The sequence below is a fragment of the Streptomyces sp. TRM70350 genome, assembly GCF_019219825.1.
Lineage (GTDB): Bacteria > Actinomycetota > Actinomycetes > Streptomycetales > Streptomycetaceae > Streptomyces.
In genome coordinates, this window is sequence record NZ_JAHUXH010000019.1 from 119,429 (window position 1) to 137,338 (window position 17,910).

The window sequence follows — 17,910 nt, forward strand, 5'->3', positions numbered from 1 at the left end:
GAAACACGATGCACAGCAGCCGCGACCGGACTGCCGCGACACTCCGTGATGCATAGGTTTGGCAGCTTGTGTGGAGTACGTCTCGTCGTCAGGACGGATCAGCGCGCCGACCAACCCACACCCGTCAGCCACGCGTACTTCAGCGCCGCCGGCGTGCCCGCCCCGTCCGCGCCGCCTTCGCCCGCTTCGCCGCGAAGCGCACACCACCAGGGCTCTCCCCGACCTCGACACGCACGACCGTGGACATGGGGTCCACGACGCCCTCACCCACGTGCAGGATGGAGGTGCTCACAGCCCCGAGCTTGCTCAGCGCGGTGGCTGCGGCCTTGAGCTCCTCCTCCGCGGTGTCGCCCTTGAGCGCGAGCATCTCGCCGTAGGGGCGCAGCAGCGGAATGCCCCAGGCGGCCAGTCGGTCCAGCGGGGCCACCGCCCGTGCCGTCACCACATGGACCGACGGCAGCTTGCCCATCACCTCCTCGGCGCGGCCACGCACGACAGTGACATGGTCGAGGCCGAGCAGCTCGACGACCTCGGTGAGGAAGTTCGTCCGCCGCAGCAGGGGCTCCAGCAGCGTGATCTTCAGGTCCTCACGGACCAGGGCCAGCGGGATGCCCGGCAGACCGGCACCGGAGCCGACATCGCAGACGGTGACCCCCTCGGGCACGACCTCCGAGAGCACCGCGCAGTTCAACAGGTGCCGCTCCCACAGCCGGGGCACCTCCCGGGGCCCGATGAGCCCTCGCTGCACGCCCGCCTCGGCCAGCAGCTCCGCGTACCGGACCGCGTCCGCGAAGCGATCGCCGAATACCGCCCGGGCCTCCTCGGGAGCGGGGGGGAGTTCCGCTGCCTCCGTCACGGGGACCGTCCTTCCGTACCCTCCAGCGCACATGCGCTGACTACCAGGCTGACAAAGATCGGCCCCGCCTGCGCAACAGACGGGGCCGGTGGAGCGTGGGACCGCTCAGGCAGGCAGCACGACGACGAAGCGCTGCGGCTCCTCGCCCTCGGACTCGCTGCGCAGCCCCGCGGCCTTGACCGCGTCGTGCACGACCTTGCGCTCGAACGGCGTCATCGGCTTGAGCTTCACGGGCGAGCCGCTGTTCTTCGCCTCGGCGGCGGCCTTGGCGCCCAGCTCGGAGAGCTCGGAGCGCTTCTTGGCGCGGTAGCCCGCGATGTCCAGCATCAGCCGACTGCGGTCACCGGTCTCCCGGTGCACGGCCAGGCGCGTGAGCTCCTGGAGCGCCTCCAGCACCTCACCGTCCCGGCCGACCAGCTTCTGCAGGTCACGGCTCCCCGTGTCACTGATGATCGAGACAGCGGCGCGGTCGCCCTCGACGTCCATGTCGATGTCGCCGTCGAGATCGGCGATGTCCAACAGACCTTCGAGGTAGTCCGCCGCGATCTCGCCCTCCTGCTCCAGGCGGGTCAGGGTGTCTGCACCCTCGGCAGCGGCGGAGGTGGTGCCTTCCGTCACGGGATGGACTCCTTCTTACTTCTTGGACGAGGACTTGGGCCGCTGTGGACCCTTGCGCTGGCCGGACTGGGCCCGGCTGCGCCCCCCGCCACCGGACTTGGGCGCGGCCTTGCCGGCGGACTCGGCCGGCTTGGCGTCCTGCGGCTCGTCGGACTTGCTCAGCGAGTCGGACTTGCTCAGCGAAGTCGACGCCGCGGAGGTCTTCTCGGCGCCGCCCGCGGGCTTGGGACCGCCGGCGGCCTGGCGCTTGGACTTGGGCTGCCGCTTGGGCTGCTGACGCTTCGGAGCGGCGGTCGTGGGCGGCGTACCGTCCTCGGTCACGGTGGCCACGGCGGCCTCGCTCTTCACCACGGTGCCGTCGGACTGGGCCGCGAGACCGGCCTTGCTCAGACCGTTGATGAACTTGCGCTCGTAGTCGTTGCGGTCCCGGCCCTTGGCGACGATGGCCTTGACAATGGCACGCTCACGCCGGCTGCGGGTCTTGCCGTGGTGCGTGATGTGCTTGTACAGGCGGTCCAGATAGGCGGCCTGGGCCTTGGAACCCGGGGTCGGGTTGTTGTGGATGACGTACATCTGCTGGCCCATGGTCCACACGTTGGTGGTCAGCCAGTAGACGAGGACACCGACCGGGAAGTTGATGCCGAAGACGGCGAAGATGATCGGGAAGATGTACATCAGCATCTTCTGCTGCTGCATGAACGGCGTCTTCACCGAGGTGTCGACGTTCTTCGTCATCAGCTGGCGCTGCGTGTAGAACTGCGACAGCGACATCAAGATGATCATGATGGCGGTGACGACCCGCACGTCGGTGATCGACTCGCCGAGCGCCTCGACCTTGCTCGCGCTGTCGGTGAACTTCGCGGCGAGCGGGGCACCGAAGATGTGCGCCTGCTGCGCGCTCCGCAGCAGGCTGTCGTTGATCACGCCGACCGTGTCGTTCGACGCGATGCTGTTGAGCACGTGGTACAGGGCGAAGAAGAACGGCGACTGCGCCAGGATGGGAAGGCACGAGGAGAGCGGGTTGGTGCCCGTCTCCTTGTACAGCTTCATCATCTCTTCGGACTGACGCTGCTTGTCGTTCTTGTAGCGCTCCTGGATCTTCTTCATCTCGGGCTGGAGCGTCTGCATGGCCCGAGTCGCCTTGATCTGCTTCACGAAGAGCGGGATGAGGCAGATGCGGATCAGGATCACCAGCGACACGATGGACAGGCCCCAGGCCCAGCCCGTATCAGGGCCGAAGAGCGCACCGTACAGCGAGTGGAACTGGACGATGATCCACGAGACGGGTGTGGTGATGAAGCTGAAGAGGCTGGCAATCGTGTCCACTAATCATGCTCCTTGCGCATGGGACGAGGTCTCTGCGGCCGGGCTCGAAAGAACGTCGTTCGAAGGACTCGAAGGAACATTCTCTTCGGTGGCCGTTTCGGCGGCGGAGGGCCCGCCCTTGCGTGCGCGCCAGGCGTTGCGCAGCATTTCGTGCCACCGCGGACGCTTGCGCGGCGGGACATGGTCCACACCGCCCAGCGACCACGGATTGCAACGCAGGATGCGCCAGGCCGTGAGTGCGGTGCCCTTGAGGGCACCGTGCCGGTCGATGGCCGTGTAGCCGTAGTGGGAACACGACGGGTAGTACTTGCACACCGGCCCGAGCAGCGGGCTGATGGTCCACTGGTAGAGCTTGATCAGCGCCAGCAGCGGGTACTTCATCGCGCGCCCCCTCCCAGCAGCCGCTGCAGAGCGGCATCCAGGTCTCGGGCCAGCTGTGCGTGGTCGGCGTCGCCCGCGCCGGGCAGCGCTCGTACGACTACCAGGCTACCGGGGGGCAGCAGGTCGACCCGGTCACGCATCAGATGACGCAGTCTGCGCTTCACTGTGTTGCGCACGACCGCGCCGCCCACGGCCTTGCTCACGACGAAACCCGCACGCGTCGGGGGAGCGCTCTCCCCGGGCGCGTGCGGGTCCGTGGCACCGCTACGAAGGTGGACGACGAGGAGTGGGCGTCCGGCCCGGCGTCCTCGTCGTACCGCGGTCGCGAAGTCCTCGCGCCGCCTCAGCCGGTTCTCGGTGGGCAGCACGACGTCATGACCTGATCGAGATCAGGCGGACAGGCGGGCGCGACCCTTGCTACGGCGGGACGCGAGAATCGCGCGGCCGGCACGGGTGCGCATACGCAGCCGGAAGCCGTGGGTCTTGGCGCGACGACGGTTGTTCGGCTGGAAGGTGCGCTTGCTCACTCGGGGGCTCCAGAAGAAATCGGTGGTGGCGGGGTGCCGTCCTGGCTGTCACCGTGCGCCCACGAGTAGCTCGCGTTACGCCCGAGTGCACCGCTTTCCGATCACCTTGACGCGATCTGTGCCCATCGGAGGCAGGCGGCAGCAGCCATCGACAACTCGACCTGGTTACGGTACGCGCGGCTGCGCCATCCGGTCAAACCAGGGGTCACGGCGAGACACTGTCCACAGGCTGGGGACAACAACTTGAACCGCACCGGTCGCCCTGACTACCGTGGCTGGACTCCGATTCGTTCCCTTATCCCCGCCCGACCCGATTTACATCCCGACCCGTCCCACAACCACACGTTCGTGGGACCCGTGAGAGAGCGTGCCCTGTGGCTGACGTACCTGCCGATCTTGCCGCAGTGTGGCCACGAGTACTCGAGCAGCTTCTCGGTGAGGGCCGTGGGCAGGGTGTCGAGGCCAAGGACGAACACTGGATCCGGCGCTGCCAGCCGCTCGCGCTGGTCGCCGACACCGCACTGCTCGCCGTACCGAACGAGTTTGCCAAGGGTGTGCTGGAGGGCCGCCTCGCCCCGATCGTGAGCGAGACGCTGAGCCGTGAGTGCGGCCGCCCGATCCGGATCGCGATCACCGTCGACGACTCAGCGGGCGAGCCCCCGTCCTCGCCGGCGCCCCCCGTCCCGCCCCAACCGCGCTACGAGGAGCCCGAGCTCCCGTCGTCCGGACAGTACGAGGGGTACGGCCGCCACCGCGCCGAGCAGCTCCCGGGCTCGCCCGGCGACCAGCTGCCCAGCCCGCGCCCCGCCTACCCGTCGGAGTACCAGCGCCCCGAGCCGGGCGCCTGGCCGCGGTCGTCGCAGGACGAGTACAGCTGGCAGCAGCCGCGCCTCGGTTTCCCGGAGCGGGACCCGTACGCGACGCCGTCGCAGGAGTCGTACGGCTCACAGGACGCGTACGGCTCCCCGTCCCGCGACTCCTACGGCTCCCCTGCGCAGGAGTACCGCGCCCAGGGCTACGACCAGCAGCGCTCCGAGTACGAGCCGTCACGCGGCGACTACGACCAGCGCGATGCCCGGCGGGAGCTGCCCGAGCCGTCGGTCGGCGGCGGGCAGGTGCACCGCGGCCCGGTCGGCGCCACGCTGCCGGTGTCCAGCGGCGCCCCCGGCCCGCTGGCCGCGCAGCCCGCGCCGGCGACCGGCCCCGGCGAGCCGACCGCGCGGCTGAATCCGAAGTACCTCTTCGACACGTTCGTCATCGGCGCCTCGAACCGTTTCGCACACGCGGCCGCGGTGGCCGTCGCGGAGGCGCCGGCGAAGGCGTACAACCCCCTCTTCATCTACGGGGAGTCGGGGCTCGGCAAGACGCACCTGCTGCACGCGATCGGACACTACGCGCGGAGCCTGTACCCGGGCACGCGCGTGCGGTACGTGAGCTCGGAGGAGTTCACCAACGAGTTCATCAACTCCATCCGCGACGGCAAGGGCGACAGCTTCCGCAAGCGGTACCGCGAGATGGACATCCTGCTCGTCGACGACATCCAGTTCCTGGCGGACAAGGAGTCGACGCAGGAGGAGTTCTTCCACACCTTCAACACCCTCCACAACGCCAACAAGCAGATCGTGCTGTCCAGCGACCGGCCGCCGAAGCAGCTGGTGACGCTGGAGGACCGGTTGCGGAACCGTTTCGAGTGGGGCCTGATCACCGACGTCCAGCCGCCCGAGCTGGAGACGCGGATCGCGATTCTGCGCAAGAAGGCGGTGCAGGAGCAGCTCAACGCCCCGCCGGAGGTGCTGGAGTTCATCGCCTCGCGGATCTCGCGGAACATCCGTGAGCTGGAGGGCGCGCTGATCAGAGTGACGGCGTTCGCGTCGCTCAACCGGCAGCCGGTGGACCTGGGTCTGACGGAGATCGTCCTCAAGGACCTGATCCCCGGCGGCGAGGACTCCACGCCGGAGATCACCTCGACGGCCATCATGAGCGCGACCGCCGACTACTTCGGCCTCACGGTCGAGGACCTCTGCGGCAGCTCACGGGGCCGCCAGCTCGTCACGGCCCGGCAGATCGCCATGTACCTGTGCCGTGAGCTGACGGATCTGTCGCTGCCGAAGATCGGCGCGCTGTTCGGCGGCCGCGACCACACGACGGTGATGCACGCGGACCGCAAGATCCGCAACCTGATGGCCGAGCGGCGCTCCATCTACAACCAGGTGACCGAGCTGACGAACCGCATCAAGAACGGCTGACAGCAGCCGTCGTACGCCACTGAGGGCGTCCCGGGACGGAGATCCCCGGGGCGCCCTTCGTCGTTCCACGGCCATCCGGTGTTCGAATACGCGCCGCGTTACGGCCACTCTCCACAGATTCGTGGAGTTTTTCCGTCCACATCCTGGGGGCTGCGAAGTTGTCCAGACCGTATCCACAGCCGTGCCTGTTGAAAGACCATCAGACCAGGTCAGCCACCTGTGGATTGGTGGACGAACGATCTCCACAGACTGTGGACAGCCGGCGGATCCACAAGCTGTGCACGGAGTTGTCCACGGGCAACCCACAGGCTGGGGGCGGTTGTCCCCAGCGATCCCCAGCTTCTCCACAGCCCTGTCCACTGTTCGGCAACGCGACGCGCCTGATCACCGGGTCGAGTGAAAGGCGTCACACAAAGATGCCGGGTTGGGCTGTGGGAAAGGTGGGTAAAGCTGGGGACGGCGCTGGGGAGAACTCGCCTCACCCTGTGCACGGGGTGTGCAGAACTTTCTTTTCTCCACAGACGGCCCCGGTTGTCCACCGCCGCCGCCCACAGGCCCCGTGGACAAAATTTCCCCGCTGACCTGCGCAAACGAAGTTATCCACGGTATCCACAGGCCCTACTACTACTCCCGACCAGAGAGAGCGCGGAATTCGTTTCGAAGGGGGTCCTGTGCACAACTCGCCGCTCGGCGCCCGGCTGCCCCTCGTCACGACTTGACCCCGAGAGGCACCTACTGTCAGTGCCGTGCGTCAGACTGGTCCCGGGTGTCCTTCCCTTCCCCGGGGCCGGTGACACCGAGACAGACGACGAAGCCAGGCAGGGCGAGAAGCGCCGGCAACAGCAGGAGGCGGCAACAGTGAAGATCCGGGTGGAACGCGACGTACTCGCGGAGGCCGTGGCCTGGGCGGCGCGCAGCCTCCCGGCCCGCCCGCCGGCGCCTGTCCTCGCCGGCCTGCTGCTGAAGGCCGAGGACGGCCAGCTGAGCCTGTCCAGCTTCGACTACGAGGTCTCCGCGCGCGTGTCGGTGGAGGCGGAGATCGAGGAGGAGGGCACGGTCCTCGTCTCCGGCCGCCTGCTCGCCGACATCTCCCGCGCTCTGCCCAACCGGCCGGTGGAGATTTCCACAGACGGTGTACGGGCGACGGTGGTGTGCGGCTCCTCCCGGTTCACACTCCACACCCTGCCTGTGGAGGAGTACCCGGCACTGCCGCAGATGCCGAACGCCACGGGCACGGTCCCCGGCGAGGTCTTCGCCGCCGCGGCCGCCCAGGTCGCCATCGCCGCCGGCCGGGACGACACGCTGCCCGTGCTCACCGGTGTGCGCATCGAGATCGAGGGCGACAGGGTCACCCTGGCCTCCACCGACCGCTACCGCTTCGCGGTCCGCGAGTTCCTGTGGAAGCCGGAGAACCCGGAGGCCTCGGCGGTCGCCCTGGTGCCCGCCAAGACGCTCCTCGACACCGCCAAGTCGCTGACCAGCGGCGACAGCGTGACGCTGGCGCTGTCCGGCTCGGGCGCGGGCGAGGGCCTGATCGGCTTCGAGGGCGCCGGGCGGCGGACGACGACCCGCCTGCTGGAGGGCGACCTTCCGAAGTACCGCACGCTGTTCCCGACGGAGTTCAACAGCATCGCCGTGATCGAGACCGCGCCGTTCGTCGAGGCCGTCAAGCGCGTGGCCCTGGTCGCCGAGCGGAACACGCCGGTGCGGCTCAGCTTCGAGCAGGGCGTGCTGATCCTGGAGGCCGGTTCCAGCGACGACGCACAGGCTGTGGAAAGGGTCGACGCCCACCTGGAGGGCGACGACATCTCGATCGCCTTCAACCCGACCTTCCTGCTGGACGGCCTGAGCGCCATCGACTCCCCGGTGGCCCAGCTGTCCTTCACCACCTCCACCAAGCCGGCGCTGCTCAGCGGCAAGCCCGCGGTGGACGCCGAGGCGGACGAGGCGTACAAGTACCTGATCATGCCGGTGCGACTGAGCGGCTGACGCGCGGATCCGAACACGCCCACGGCGCCCACAGCCTGTGGATTCACGGCGTGGGCGAAGCCGCAGGTGAGGGCCGTACGCCTGAGCGCGTATGCCCACAGATGTGCGCGACCGTCCGGGTTTAGGCTCGGACGCAGGTACGAAAGTGCCGCAACGCCACCTCGCATCACCTGTCGCAACCTAAGGAACACAACTGATGGAGCTCGGTCTCGTCGGCCTCGGCAAGATGGGCGGCAACATGCGCGAGCGGATCCGCCGCGCGGGCCACACCGTCGTCGGATACGACCGCAACCCGGACCTCGCCGATGTCCACAGCCTCGAAGAGCTTGTGGGCAAGCTCAGCGGCCCGCGCGTCGTATGGGTGATGGTCCCGGCCGGTGCCCCCACCCAGTCGACCGTCGACCAGCTGGCCGAGCTCCTGGACCCCGGTGACGTCGTCGTGGACGGCGGCAACTCCCGCTGGACGGACGACGAGAAGCACGCCGAGCAGCTGGCCGCCAAGGGCATAGGTTTCGTCGACTGCGGTGTCTCCGGCGGCGTCTGGGGCCTGGAGAACGGTTACGCGCTGATGTACGGCGGCGACGCGGAGAACGTCGCCAAGGTGCAGCCGATCTTCGACGCGCTCAAGCCCGAGGGCGACTTCGGCTCCGTGCACGCCGGCAGGGTCGGCGCGGGCCACTTCGCGAAGATGGTCCACAACGGCATCGAGTACGCCATGATGCAGGCCTACGCCGAGGGCTGGGAGCTGCTGGAGAAGGTCGACTCCGTGACCGATGTCCGGGAGGTCTTCCGCTCCTGGCAGGAGGGCACCGTCATCCGCTCCTGGCTGCTCGACCTCGCGGTCAACGCCCTCGACGAGGACGAGCACCTGGACCGGCTGCGCGGTTATGCACAGGACTCCGGCGAGGGCCGCTGGACTGTGGAAGCCGCCATCGACAACGCCGTGCCGCTGCCCGCGATCACGGCCTCCCTCTTCGCACGGTTCGCCTCGCGGCAGGAGGACTCTCCGCAGATGAAGATGATCGCGGCGCTGCGGAACCAGTTCGGCGGCCACGCGGTCGAGAAGAAGTAATCCACAGCACATCCAGCACCCCTGGGGGAGGTCGGCGCACCACCATGCACGTCACGCATCTGTCGCTCGCCGACTTCCGCTCGTACGCCCGGGTCGAAGTCCCGCTCGACCCAGGCGTCACCGCCTTCGTCGGTCCCAACGGCCAGGGCAAGACGAACCTCGTCGAGGCCATCGGCTATCTCGCCACCCTCGGCAGCCACCGCGTCTCCTCCGACGCCCCCCTCGTCCGCGTGGGCGCCGAGCGCGCCATCATCCGCGCCCAGGTCCGGCAGGGCGAGCGGCAGCAACTGGTCGAGCTGGAGCTGAACCCGGGCAGGGCCAACCGCGCCCGCATCAACCGGTCCTCGCAGGTCAGACCGCGTGACGTGCTCGGCATCGTACGGACGGTGCTGTTCGCCCCCGAGGATCTCGCCCTGGTCAAGGGCGACCCCGGCGAGCGGCGCCGCTTCCTCGACGAGCTGATCACGGCCCGCTCCCCGCGCATGGCCGGCGTGCGCTCCGACTACGACCGGGTCCTCAAGCAGCGCAACACCCTGCTGAAGACGGCCGCGCTGGCGCGCCGCCACGGGGGCCGGACCATGGACCTGTCCACACTCGACGTATGGGACCAGCACCTCGCGCGCGCGGGCGCCGAGCTGCTCGCCCAGCGACTCGAACTGATCGCCGCGCTCCAGCCGCTCGCCGACAAGGCGTACGAACAGCTCGCCCCCGGCGGCGGTCCGGTCGCCCTGGAGTACAAGCCGTCGTCCCCGGGCGACGCCCACACGCGCGAGGCCCTCTTCGAGCAGCTCATGGCCGCGCTCGCGGACGCCCGCAAGCAGGAGATCGAGCGGGGCGTCACCCTTGTGGGACCGCATCGGGACGAGGTGAATCTCAAACTCGGTGAGATGCCCGCCAAGGGATACGCCTCCCACGGCGAGTCCTGGTCCTACGCGCTGGCGCTGCGCCTCGCCTCGTACGACCTGCTGCGCGCCGAGGGCAACGAGCCCGTGCTGATCCTCGACGACGTCTTCGCCGAGCTGGACACCCGCCGCCGGGAGCGGCTGGCCGAGCTGGTCGCGCCGGGCGAGCAGGTGCTGGTGACGGCCGCGGTCGACGACGACGTACCGCAGGTGCTCGTGGGGGCGCGGTACACCGTGTCGGACGGGACGGTGGAACGCGCATGACAGCAGACGAACCGGCCCCGAAGAAGACCCCCGAGCCCTCCGGCGTCGACCTCGCGCGCGTGGCGCTGCGGGCGGCGAAGGAGGCCGCACGCGCGCGTGGGGACGCGGTGCAGCAGAAGAAGCAGGCGCGCCGCGGCGGCCTGCGCTCCGGCGCGCGCGCCGACGGCCGCGACCCCCTGGCACTCGGCGCCGCCATCAACCGGCTGATCAGCGAGCGCGGTTGGGAGGCCCCGGCCGCGGTGGGCGGCGTGATGGGTCGCTGGCCGCAGATCGTCGGCGACGACGTGGCCAAGCACTGCGTGCCGGAGAAGTACGACGAGGACGAGCGGGTGCTCGTCGTGCGCTGCGACTCCACCGCCTGGGCCACCAACCTGCGGCTGCTCGCCCCCACGCTGGTCGCCCGCCTCAACGAGGACCTCGGCCACGGCGCGGTCAGGGCGATCAAGGTGTACGGCCCCGGCGGCCCCGCCCGCCGCTACGGCCCCCTGCGTGCCCCGGGAAGCACCGGGCCCGGCGACACCTACGGGTGAGCCACGGGAGCTGAAGCGTGAGCTATATCACGCTCTGAGGGTGACTGACGCCACGTCGGCGGCGTCCGGCGGTCGGCGTTGTCCACAGGTGCGCACTGATCGTCGTACAACCGCACGCGGTTGCGAATCCTGACCTGACCCTGGAGTAGCGAAGGGTTGACACCCAGAAGCGCTGAGTGCCTCTGTGAGCCTCTTGGAGCCCCCTTCCGCATATCGGGACCCGGCCGAGGATGGTTCAGGGCGGCACATGCGGACTCAGGTACCGGCAAACCCCCATCACTGTCGGCGCTACCGGTAGACTGGGTGACAATCCCGCCCCGATCGTGGGGACCGTCCGGGAAAAGCTGAGCAACGCTGAACAAGGCTTACCAACGCAACATGCCGCAGCCGCTCCGGCAACCCGCCGACGAGCCCGGCTCGTGCTGTGCCAGAAAGGGCGCTTCGTGGCCGATTCCGGCAACCCCAACGAGAACATCCCGTCCACCGACGCCGGCGTGAACGCCGCGGCCATCGCCTCGAACGGCGAGGTCACGGCCTCGTACGACGCCAGCGCCATCACCGTCCTCGAGGGTCTGGACGCGGTCCGCAAGCGACCCGGCATGTACATCGGCTCGACCGGTGAGCGAGGACTGCACCACCTGGTCTACGAGGTGGTCGACAACTCCGTCGACGAGGCGCTGGCCGGGCACGCGGACACCATCGACGTCACGATCCTCGCCGACGGCGGGGTCCGGGTCGTCGACAACGGCCGTGGCATCCCGGTGGACATCCACCCGGTCGAGAAGAAGCCCGCTGTCGAGGTCGTGCTGACCGTGCTGCACGCGGGCGGCAAGTTCGGCGGCGGCGGCTACGCGGTCTCCGGTGGTCTGCACGGCGTCGGCGTCTCGGTCGTCAACGCCCTGTCCACCAAGGTCTCCGTCGAGATCAAGCGCGACGGCTACCGCTGGACGCAGGACTACAAGATGGGCGTGCCCACGGCCCCGCTCGCCAAGCACGAGGCGGTCGAGGACTCCGGCACGTCGGTGACCTTCTGGGCCGACGGGGACATCTTCGAGACCACCGACTACTCCTTCGAGACGCTTTCGCGGCGCTTCCAGGAGATGGCGTTCCTCAACAAGGGTTTGACGATCAAACTCACTGACGAGCGCGAGTCGGCGAAGGCCACGGCGGGCGCGGACGAGGCGGGCGCGGACGAGAAGCAGGAGCCCAAGACCGTCACGTACCACTACGAGGGCGGCATCGTCGACTTCGTGCAGTACCTCAACTCCCGCAAGGGAGACGTGGTGCACCCGTCGATCATCGACATCGAGGCCGAGGACAAGGACCGCATGCTGTCGGTCGAGGTCGCGATGCAGTGGAACGGTGGTTACACCGAGGGTGTGTACTCCTTCGCGAACACCATCCACACCCACGAGGGCGGTACGCACGAAGAGGGCTTCCGCGCGGCGCTCACCAACCTGATCAACAAGTACGCGCGCGAGAAGAAGCTGCTGCGCGAGAAGGACGACAACCTCACGGGTGACGACATCCGCGAGGGCCTGACCGCGATCATCTCGGTCAAGCTGGGTGAGCCCCAGTTCGAGGGCCAGACCAAGACCAAGCTGGGCAACACGGAGGCGAAGACCTTCGTGCAGAAGGTGGTCTACGAACACCTCAACGACTGGCTGGACCGCAACCCGAACGAGGCCGCGGACATCGTCCGCAAGGGCATCCAGGCGGCCACCGCGCGCGTGGCGGCCCGCAAGGCGCGCGACCTGACCCGCCGCAAGGGCCTGCTGGAGAGCGCGTCGCTGCCGGGCAAGCTGTCCGACTGCCAGTCGAACGACCCCATCAAGTGCGAGATCTTCATCGTCGAGGGTGACTCCGCCGGCGGCTCGGCCAAGTCCGGCCGCAACCCGGAGTACCAGGCGATCCTCCCGATCCGCGGCAAGATCCTCAACGTCGAGAAGGCGCGGATCGACAAGATCCTGCAGAACCAGGAGATCCAGGCGCTGATCTCCGCCTTCGGCACCGGTGTGCACGAGGACTTCGACATCGCCAAGCTCCGCTACCACAAGATCATCCTGATGGCGGACGCCGACGTCGACGGCCAGCACATCAACACCCTGCTGCTGACCTTCCTGTTCCGCTTCATGCGGCCGCTGGTCGAGGCCGGCCATGTGTTCCTGTCCCGTCCCCCGCTGTACAAGATCAAGTGGGGCCGGGAGGACGTCGACTACGCGTACTCCGACCGTGAGCGCGACGCGCTGATCGAGATGGGCCGCCAGCGCGGAAAGCGGATCAAGGAGGACTCGATCCAGCGGTTCAAGGGTCTCGGTGAGATGAACGCCGAGGAGCTGCGCATCACCACGATGGACCAGGAGCACCGCGTCCTCGGCCAGGTCACCCTCGACGACGCCGCGCAGGCCGACGAGCTGTTCTCGGTCCTGATGGGCGAGGACGTCGAGGCCCGCCGCCAGTTCATCCAGCGCAACGCCAAGGACGTCCGCTTCCTCGACATCTGAGTCGGTCTCGGCTGACCGCACCAGGAAGGATCTTCACCAGCTATGGCCGACGAGAACACTCCTGTCACGCCTGAAGAAGAGGGCCTGACCCTCCGCGTCGAGCCCGTCGGGCTCGAGACGGAGATGCAGCGCTCGTACCTCGACTACGCGATGTCCGTCATCGTCTCCCGCGCGCTGCCGGACGTCCGGGACGGCCTCAAGCCCGTCCACCGCCGCGTCCTGTACGCGATGTACGACGGCGGCTACCGCCCCGAGCGCGGCTTCTACAAGTGCGCGCGTGTCGTGGGCGACGTCATGGGTAACTACCACCCCCACGGCGACAGCTCCATCTACGACGCCCTGGTCCGCCTCGCCCAGCCGTGGGCGATGCGGATGCCGCTCGTCGACTCCAACGGCAACTTCGGCTCCCCGGGCAACGACCCGGCGGCGGCCATGCGCTACACCGAGTGCAAGATGGCGCCGCTGTCGATGGAGATGGTCCGCGACATCGACGAGGAGACCGTCGACTTCACGGACAACTACGACGGCCGTTCCCAGGAGCCGACCGTCCTGCCCGCCCGCTTCCCGAACCTGCTGATCAACGGCTCGGCCGGGATCGCGGTCGGCATGGCGACCAACATCCCGCCGCACAACCTGCGCGAGGTCGCGGCCGGTGCCCAGTGGTACCTGGAGCACCCCGGGGCCAGCCACGAGGAGCTGCTGGACGCGCTCATCGAGCGCATCAAGGGCCCCGACTTCCCGACCGGAGCCCTGGTGGTGGGCCGCAAGGGCATCGAGGAGGCGTACCGCACCGGACGCGGCTCGATCACCATGCGCGCGGTGGTCGAGGTCGAGGAGATCCAGGGCCGCCAGTGCCTGGTGGTCACCGAGCTGCCGTACCAGGTGAACCCGGACAACCTCGCGCAGAAGATCGCCGACCTGGTGAAGGACGGCAAGATCGGCGGCATCGCGGACGTCCGGGACGAGACCAGCTCCCGTACCGGTCAGCGTCTCGTCATCGTGCTGAAGAGGGACGCGGTCGCCAAGGTCGTACTGAACAACCTCTACAAGCACACCGACCTGCAGACGAACTTCGGCGCCAACATGCTGGCGCTGGTCGACGGTGTGCCGCGCACGCTGTCGCTGGACGCGTTCATCCGGCACTGGGTGACGCACCAGATCGAGGTCATCGTCCGCCGTACGCGCTTCCGGCTGCGCAAGGCCGAGGAGCGGGCGCACATCCTGCGCGGTCTGCTGAAGGCGCTGGACGCCATCGACGAGGTCATCGCGCTGATCCGGGCCAGTGACACGGTCGAGATCGCGCGTACGGGCCTGATGGACCTCCTGGAGATCGACGAGATCCAGGCCAACGCCATCCTTGAGATGCAGCTGCGGCGCCTGGCCGCCCTGGAGCGCCAGAAGATCGTCCAGGAGCACGACGAACTCCAGGCGAAGATCACCGAGTACAACGAGATCCTGGCCTCGCCGATCCGCCAGCGCGGCATCGTCAGCGAGGAACTCGCCGCCCTCGTCGAGAAGTACGGCGACGACCGCAAGACCCAGCTGATCCCCTACGACGGTGACATGTCCATCGAGGACCTGATCGCCGAGGAGGACATCGTCGTCACCGTCACGCGCGGCGGTTACGTCAAGCGCACCAAGACGGACGACTACCGGGCGCAGAAGCGCGGCGGCAAGGGCGTACGCGGTACGAAGCTGAAGGAAGACGACATCGTCGACCACTTCTTCGTGTCGACCACGCACCACTGGCTGCTGTTCTTCACCAACAAGGGCCGCGTCTACCGGGCGAAGGCCTACGAGCTGCCGGACGCCGGCCGGGACGCGCGCGGGCAGCACGTGGCGAACCTGCTGGCGTTCCAGCCGGACGAGGCGATCGCCGAGATCCTCGCGATCCGCGACTACGAGGCGGCGCCGTACCTGGTCCTGGCCACCAAGGGCGGCCTGGTGAAGAAGACCTCGCTGAAGGACTACGACTCCCCGCGCTCGGGAGGTGTCATCGCGATCAACCTGCGGGAGCGGGAGGACGGTTCCGACGACGAACTGATCGGAGCCGAACTCGTGTCGCCGGACGACGATCTTCTGCTGATCAGTAAGAAGGCGCAGTCGATCAGGTTCACCGCGACGGACGAGTCGCTTCGCCCGATGGGACGTGCGACGTCGGGCGTGAAGGGCATGAGTTTCCGCGACGGAGACGAACTGCTCTCGATGAATGTTGTTCGACCCGGTACGTTCGTGTTCACTGCCACCGACGGCGGGTACGCGAAGCGGACCGCCGTCGACGAGTACCGCGTCCAGGGTCGCGGCGGCCTCGGCATCAAGGCCGCCAAGATCGTCGAGGACCGTGGTTCGCTCGTCGGCGCGCTGGTGGTCGAGGAGACCGACGAGATCCTCGCCATCACGCTGTCCGGCGGTGTGATTCGCACGCGAGTCAACGAGGTCAGGGAGACGGGCCGTGACACCATGGGCGTCCAACTGATCAATCTGGGCAAGCGCGATGCCGTGGTCGGTATCGCTCGAAACGCCGAGGCGGGACGCGAGGCGGAGGAGGTCGACGGCGATCTGGCCGTCGACGAGACCGCCGAGGGTGCCGTCATCACCGGCACGGACGAGGGCGAGGTGCCCTCGGCCGAGTAGCACGAGGAGTGAGTCAGCGTGAGCGGAGCCACGGGCGCCGGATCGACCGGTACCCCGCCCGGTACTTCGGCCGGTGCGGAGACGGACGGCGGCGGCCGTGGCTCCGCCGCGCCTGCGACGGATTCGCACACCACCCAACTGCGGGCGATCAAGTCACCCGCGAAGGATGCTCAGACATCGTCGAACTCGCCTGACACTCATGGATCCCAGGGGGGAACTGTGACGGACACCCGAGGCCCGCAGACCCAGCAGTACGCGGCTGGAGCGGGCTCGGCCGCTCCGGGCGCGCAGCCGCAGCAGGCGGTTTCCCCGCTGCCCGGTGAGCGACAGCCGGAGCAGCAGCCCTCCGGGCCGTACCATCCGCCGCAGGCCTACCAGACGCCCGCTGCCCCCGCTTCGCCCGCTTCCGGCAGCGCGGTACGCCGGCCGCGCACCGGGGCGCGTACCACGCCGCGGGTGCGCAAGGCGCGGCTGCGGGTGGCCAAGGCCGACCCGTGGTCGGTGATGAAGGTCAGCTTCCTGCTCTCCATCGCCCTCGGCATCTGCACGATCGTGGCGTCGGCGGTGCTGTGGATGGTCATGGACGCGATGGGCGTCTTCTCCACGGTCGGCGGCACGATCTCCGAGGCGACCGGTTCGAACGAGTCGAACGGCTTCGACCTGCAGGCGTTTCTGTCGCTGCCCAACGTCCTGATGTTCACGGCGATCATCGCGGTCATCGACGTCGTCCTGGCGACGGCGCTGGCGACGCTCGGCGCGTTCATCTACAACCTCTCCGCGGGCTTCGTCGGCGGGGTGGAGCTGACGCTGGCCGAGGACGAGTGACGGGGCGCTTCAAACGTGCTGCGACTATCGATTTTGGGACTGCCCCGGTCGTGCGCTAATCTTCAGGAGTCGGCGCGCGGGACACGGACCGCAGAGCGCGGCGGGGCTATAGCTCAGTTGGTTAGAGCGCATCCCTGATAAGGATGAGGCCACAGGTTCAAATCCTGTTAGCCCCACCAGCGAGAAGACCCCCAGTCCATCAGGGCTGGGGGCCTTTGACATGCACGGCCGACATCCAACGGGGCGGCGCGACATCGGCGGGAGGCCGATGGTTCGGTAGCGCGCTGGTTGGCCAGTGCTTGGCTGATGGATGGCTAGTGGCTTGCTGTGGTCAGGCGTTCCACGCGGGCGGCCGCGGCCTTGACCCGGCGTCGGGCCTCGGTCACGCGGCGGTCGACGAAGCGGGCGCGCTCCCGGGCCTGGCGTTCGGCGGTGACGGCCTGCCGGTGCTCCTCCTCTGCCCGTTCCAGTTCCTCGGCCAGGCTGCTGACGCGCTGTCGCAGCTGGTCCGCCTGCTTCTTGGCGTCCTCCGCGCCGTGGGCGGCCGCCGTCGCCTCCTCCTCGGCGGCCCGCAGTTCGGCCTCGGCGCTCTCCGCTTCCTCGCGCGCCTTCGCCAGGCGCTCGCGCCGGGTCTCGTCCGCGGCCCTCTCGCGGCGGGCAGCCGGTGGTGGCGCCGCGGATACGGCAGGAGCACGTCGTACGGCGTCCTGTGCGACCGCCGGGAAGCCGACAGCCGCGTCGAGCGGCTTGACCAGCCTCCCCGCCGCCCATTGCCGGGCCGCGTCCGGGTCGGCGAGGACGGCCTGCAGGGTGCTCTCGACCTCCCGCTGGGCGTCCGGAGTGATCGGGCGACCGGCCTGTGCGGCGAGTTGTCCGGCCTGCCGCGACAGCGCGCTGATCAGGACGCGTTGCTGACGGCTGAGTTCGCGCAGCTGACCGCCGTCCAGGTCGTGGTGTGCCTGGCGCAGGCCCTCACCGAGCCTCAGCAGCGGTTCGACCTGGTCGGGCTGTTCGCGGACCAGGAGGTTGCTCGCCCACGCCGACAGGCTCGGGCGGCGCAGCTTGCCGATCTTCTCGGCGAGGGCGCGGTCGCCGGCCTTGCGGGCTGCCGCCGCGTGTGTGTCACGAGCGGTGGTGAAGTGGTCCGGCCGCAGCCCGTACAGCTCGTCAGCGACGGCGTCGAAGTCCACGAGCGTGCCTCTCCGCGTAACGGGGCGTCGAATGGGGGCGTCGTTG

Annotated in this window: 15 protein-coding genes and 1 tRNA gene; 9 read left to right on the top strand and 7 right to left on the bottom strand. The window is 68.7% G+C overall.

Annotation, left to right across the window (positions count from 1 at the left end; translation table 11 throughout):
* Positions 1 to 139 precede the first annotated feature (139 nt).
* The 6 genes from rsmG to rpmH all read right to left on the bottom strand — a co-directional run bounded on the left by rsmG (position 140) and on the right by rpmH (position 3,708).
* Positions 140 to 856 carry a 16S rRNA (guanine(527)-N(7))-methyltransferase RsmG gene (gene rsmG / locus KWI83_RS25495; protein ID WP_218516713.1) on the bottom strand — a complete coding sequence of 239 codons (717 nt, stop codon included), beginning with the start codon at positions 854 to 856 and terminating at the stop codon, positions 140 to 142.
* Between the two features lie 105 nt (positions 857 to 961).
* Complete coding sequence (locus KWI83_RS25500; protein ID WP_218516714.1) at positions 962 to 1,474, bottom strand: R3H domain-containing nucleic acid-binding protein; 513 nt, start codon at positions 1,472 to 1,474, stop codon at positions 962 to 964.
* 15 nt (positions 1,475 to 1,489) lie between these two features.
* Positions 1,490 to 2,800 carry a membrane protein insertase YidC gene (gene yidC / locus KWI83_RS25505; RefSeq protein WP_218516715.1) on the bottom strand — a complete coding sequence of 437 codons (1,311 nt, stop codon included), beginning with the start codon at positions 2,798 to 2,800 and terminating at the stop codon, positions 1,490 to 1,492.
* Between the two features lie 3 nt (positions 2,801 to 2,803).
* A complete protein-coding gene (gene yidD, locus KWI83_RS25510) occupies positions 2,804 to 3,181 on the bottom strand; it encodes a membrane protein insertion efficiency factor YidD (RefSeq protein ID WP_218516716.1) in 378 nt (125 codons plus the stop codon).
* On the bottom strand, positions 3,178 to 3,549 hold the full coding sequence (gene rnpA / locus KWI83_RS25515; protein WP_141316125.1) for a ribonuclease P protein component: 372 nt from the start codon (positions 3,547 to 3,549) through the stop codon (positions 3,178 to 3,180). Before rnpA ends, yidD begins: the two co-directional genes overlap by 4 nt.
* A 21-nt stretch (positions 3,550 to 3,570) precedes the next feature.
* The gene (rpmH, locus tag KWI83_RS25520) at positions 3,571 to 3,708 is read right to left on the bottom strand and encodes a 50S ribosomal protein L34 (protein ID WP_003956500.1); all 138 of its coding nucleotides are present in this window, start codon (positions 3,706 to 3,708) and stop codon (positions 3,571 to 3,573) included.
* A gap of 374 nt (positions 3,709 to 4,082) precedes the next feature.
* Here rpmH and dnaA point away from each other — a divergent pair, with 374 nt between their 5' ends.
* The 9 genes from dnaA to KWI83_RS25565 all read left to right on the top strand — a co-directional run bounded on the left by dnaA (position 4,083) and on the right by KWI83_RS25565 (position 16,853).
* A complete protein-coding gene (gene dnaA, locus KWI83_RS25525; protein WP_218516717.1) occupies positions 4,083 to 5,954 on the top strand; it encodes a chromosomal replication initiator protein DnaA in 1,872 nt (623 codons plus the stop codon).
* 858 nt (positions 5,955 to 6,812) lie between these two features.
* Positions 6,813 to 7,943 carry a DNA polymerase III subunit beta gene (gene dnaN, locus KWI83_RS25530; RefSeq protein ID WP_218516718.1) on the top strand — a complete coding sequence of 377 codons (1,131 nt, stop codon included), beginning with the start codon at positions 6,813 to 6,815 and terminating at the stop codon, positions 7,941 to 7,943.
* A gap of 196 nt (positions 7,944 to 8,139) precedes the next feature.
* Complete coding sequence (gene gnd / locus KWI83_RS25535) at positions 8,140 to 9,015, top strand: phosphogluconate dehydrogenase (NAD(+)-dependent, decarboxylating) (protein WP_218516719.1); 876 nt, start codon at positions 8,140 to 8,142, stop codon at positions 9,013 to 9,015.
* 44 nt (positions 9,016 to 9,059) lie between these two features.
* Complete coding sequence (recF, locus tag KWI83_RS25540) at positions 9,060 to 10,181, top strand: DNA replication/repair protein RecF (RefSeq protein ID WP_218516720.1); 1,122 nt, start codon at positions 9,060 to 9,062, stop codon at positions 10,179 to 10,181.
* Entirely contained in the window at positions 10,178 to 10,711 is a 534-nt protein-coding gene (locus KWI83_RS25545) for a DUF721 domain-containing protein (RefSeq protein ID WP_218516721.1), read from the top strand. Before recF ends, KWI83_RS25545 begins: the two co-directional genes overlap by 4 nt.
* Positions 10,712 to 11,130: 419 nt before the next feature.
* Positions 11,131 to 13,215 (top strand): DNA topoisomerase (ATP-hydrolyzing) subunit B, encoded by a 2,085-nt coding sequence (gyrB, locus tag KWI83_RS25550; RefSeq protein ID WP_308122177.1) that lies wholly within the window; start codon positions 11,131 to 11,133, stop codon positions 13,213 to 13,215.
* Positions 13,216 to 13,257: 42 nt separating this feature from the next.
* Positions 13,258 to 15,849 carry a DNA gyrase subunit A gene (gyrA, locus tag KWI83_RS25555; RefSeq protein ID WP_218516722.1) on the top strand — a complete coding sequence of 864 codons (2,592 nt, stop codon included), beginning with the start codon at positions 13,258 to 13,260 and terminating at the stop codon, positions 15,847 to 15,849.
* Positions 15,850 to 15,867: 18 nt separating this feature from the next.
* Entirely contained in the window at positions 15,868 to 16,674 is an 807-nt protein-coding gene (locus KWI83_RS25560) for a DUF3566 domain-containing protein (RefSeq protein ID WP_218516723.1), read from the top strand.
* 102 nt (positions 16,675 to 16,776) lie between these two features.
* A tRNA-Ile gene (locus KWI83_RS25565) sits at positions 16,777 to 16,853 on the top strand.
* 135 nt (positions 16,854 to 16,988) lie between these two features.
* Here the strand turns inward: KWI83_RS25565 and KWI83_RS25570 are convergent.
* Entirely contained in the window at positions 16,989 to 17,864 is an 876-nt protein-coding gene (locus KWI83_RS25570) for a hypothetical protein (RefSeq protein WP_218516724.1), read from the bottom strand.
* Positions 17,865 to 17,910 lie beyond the last annotated feature (46 nt).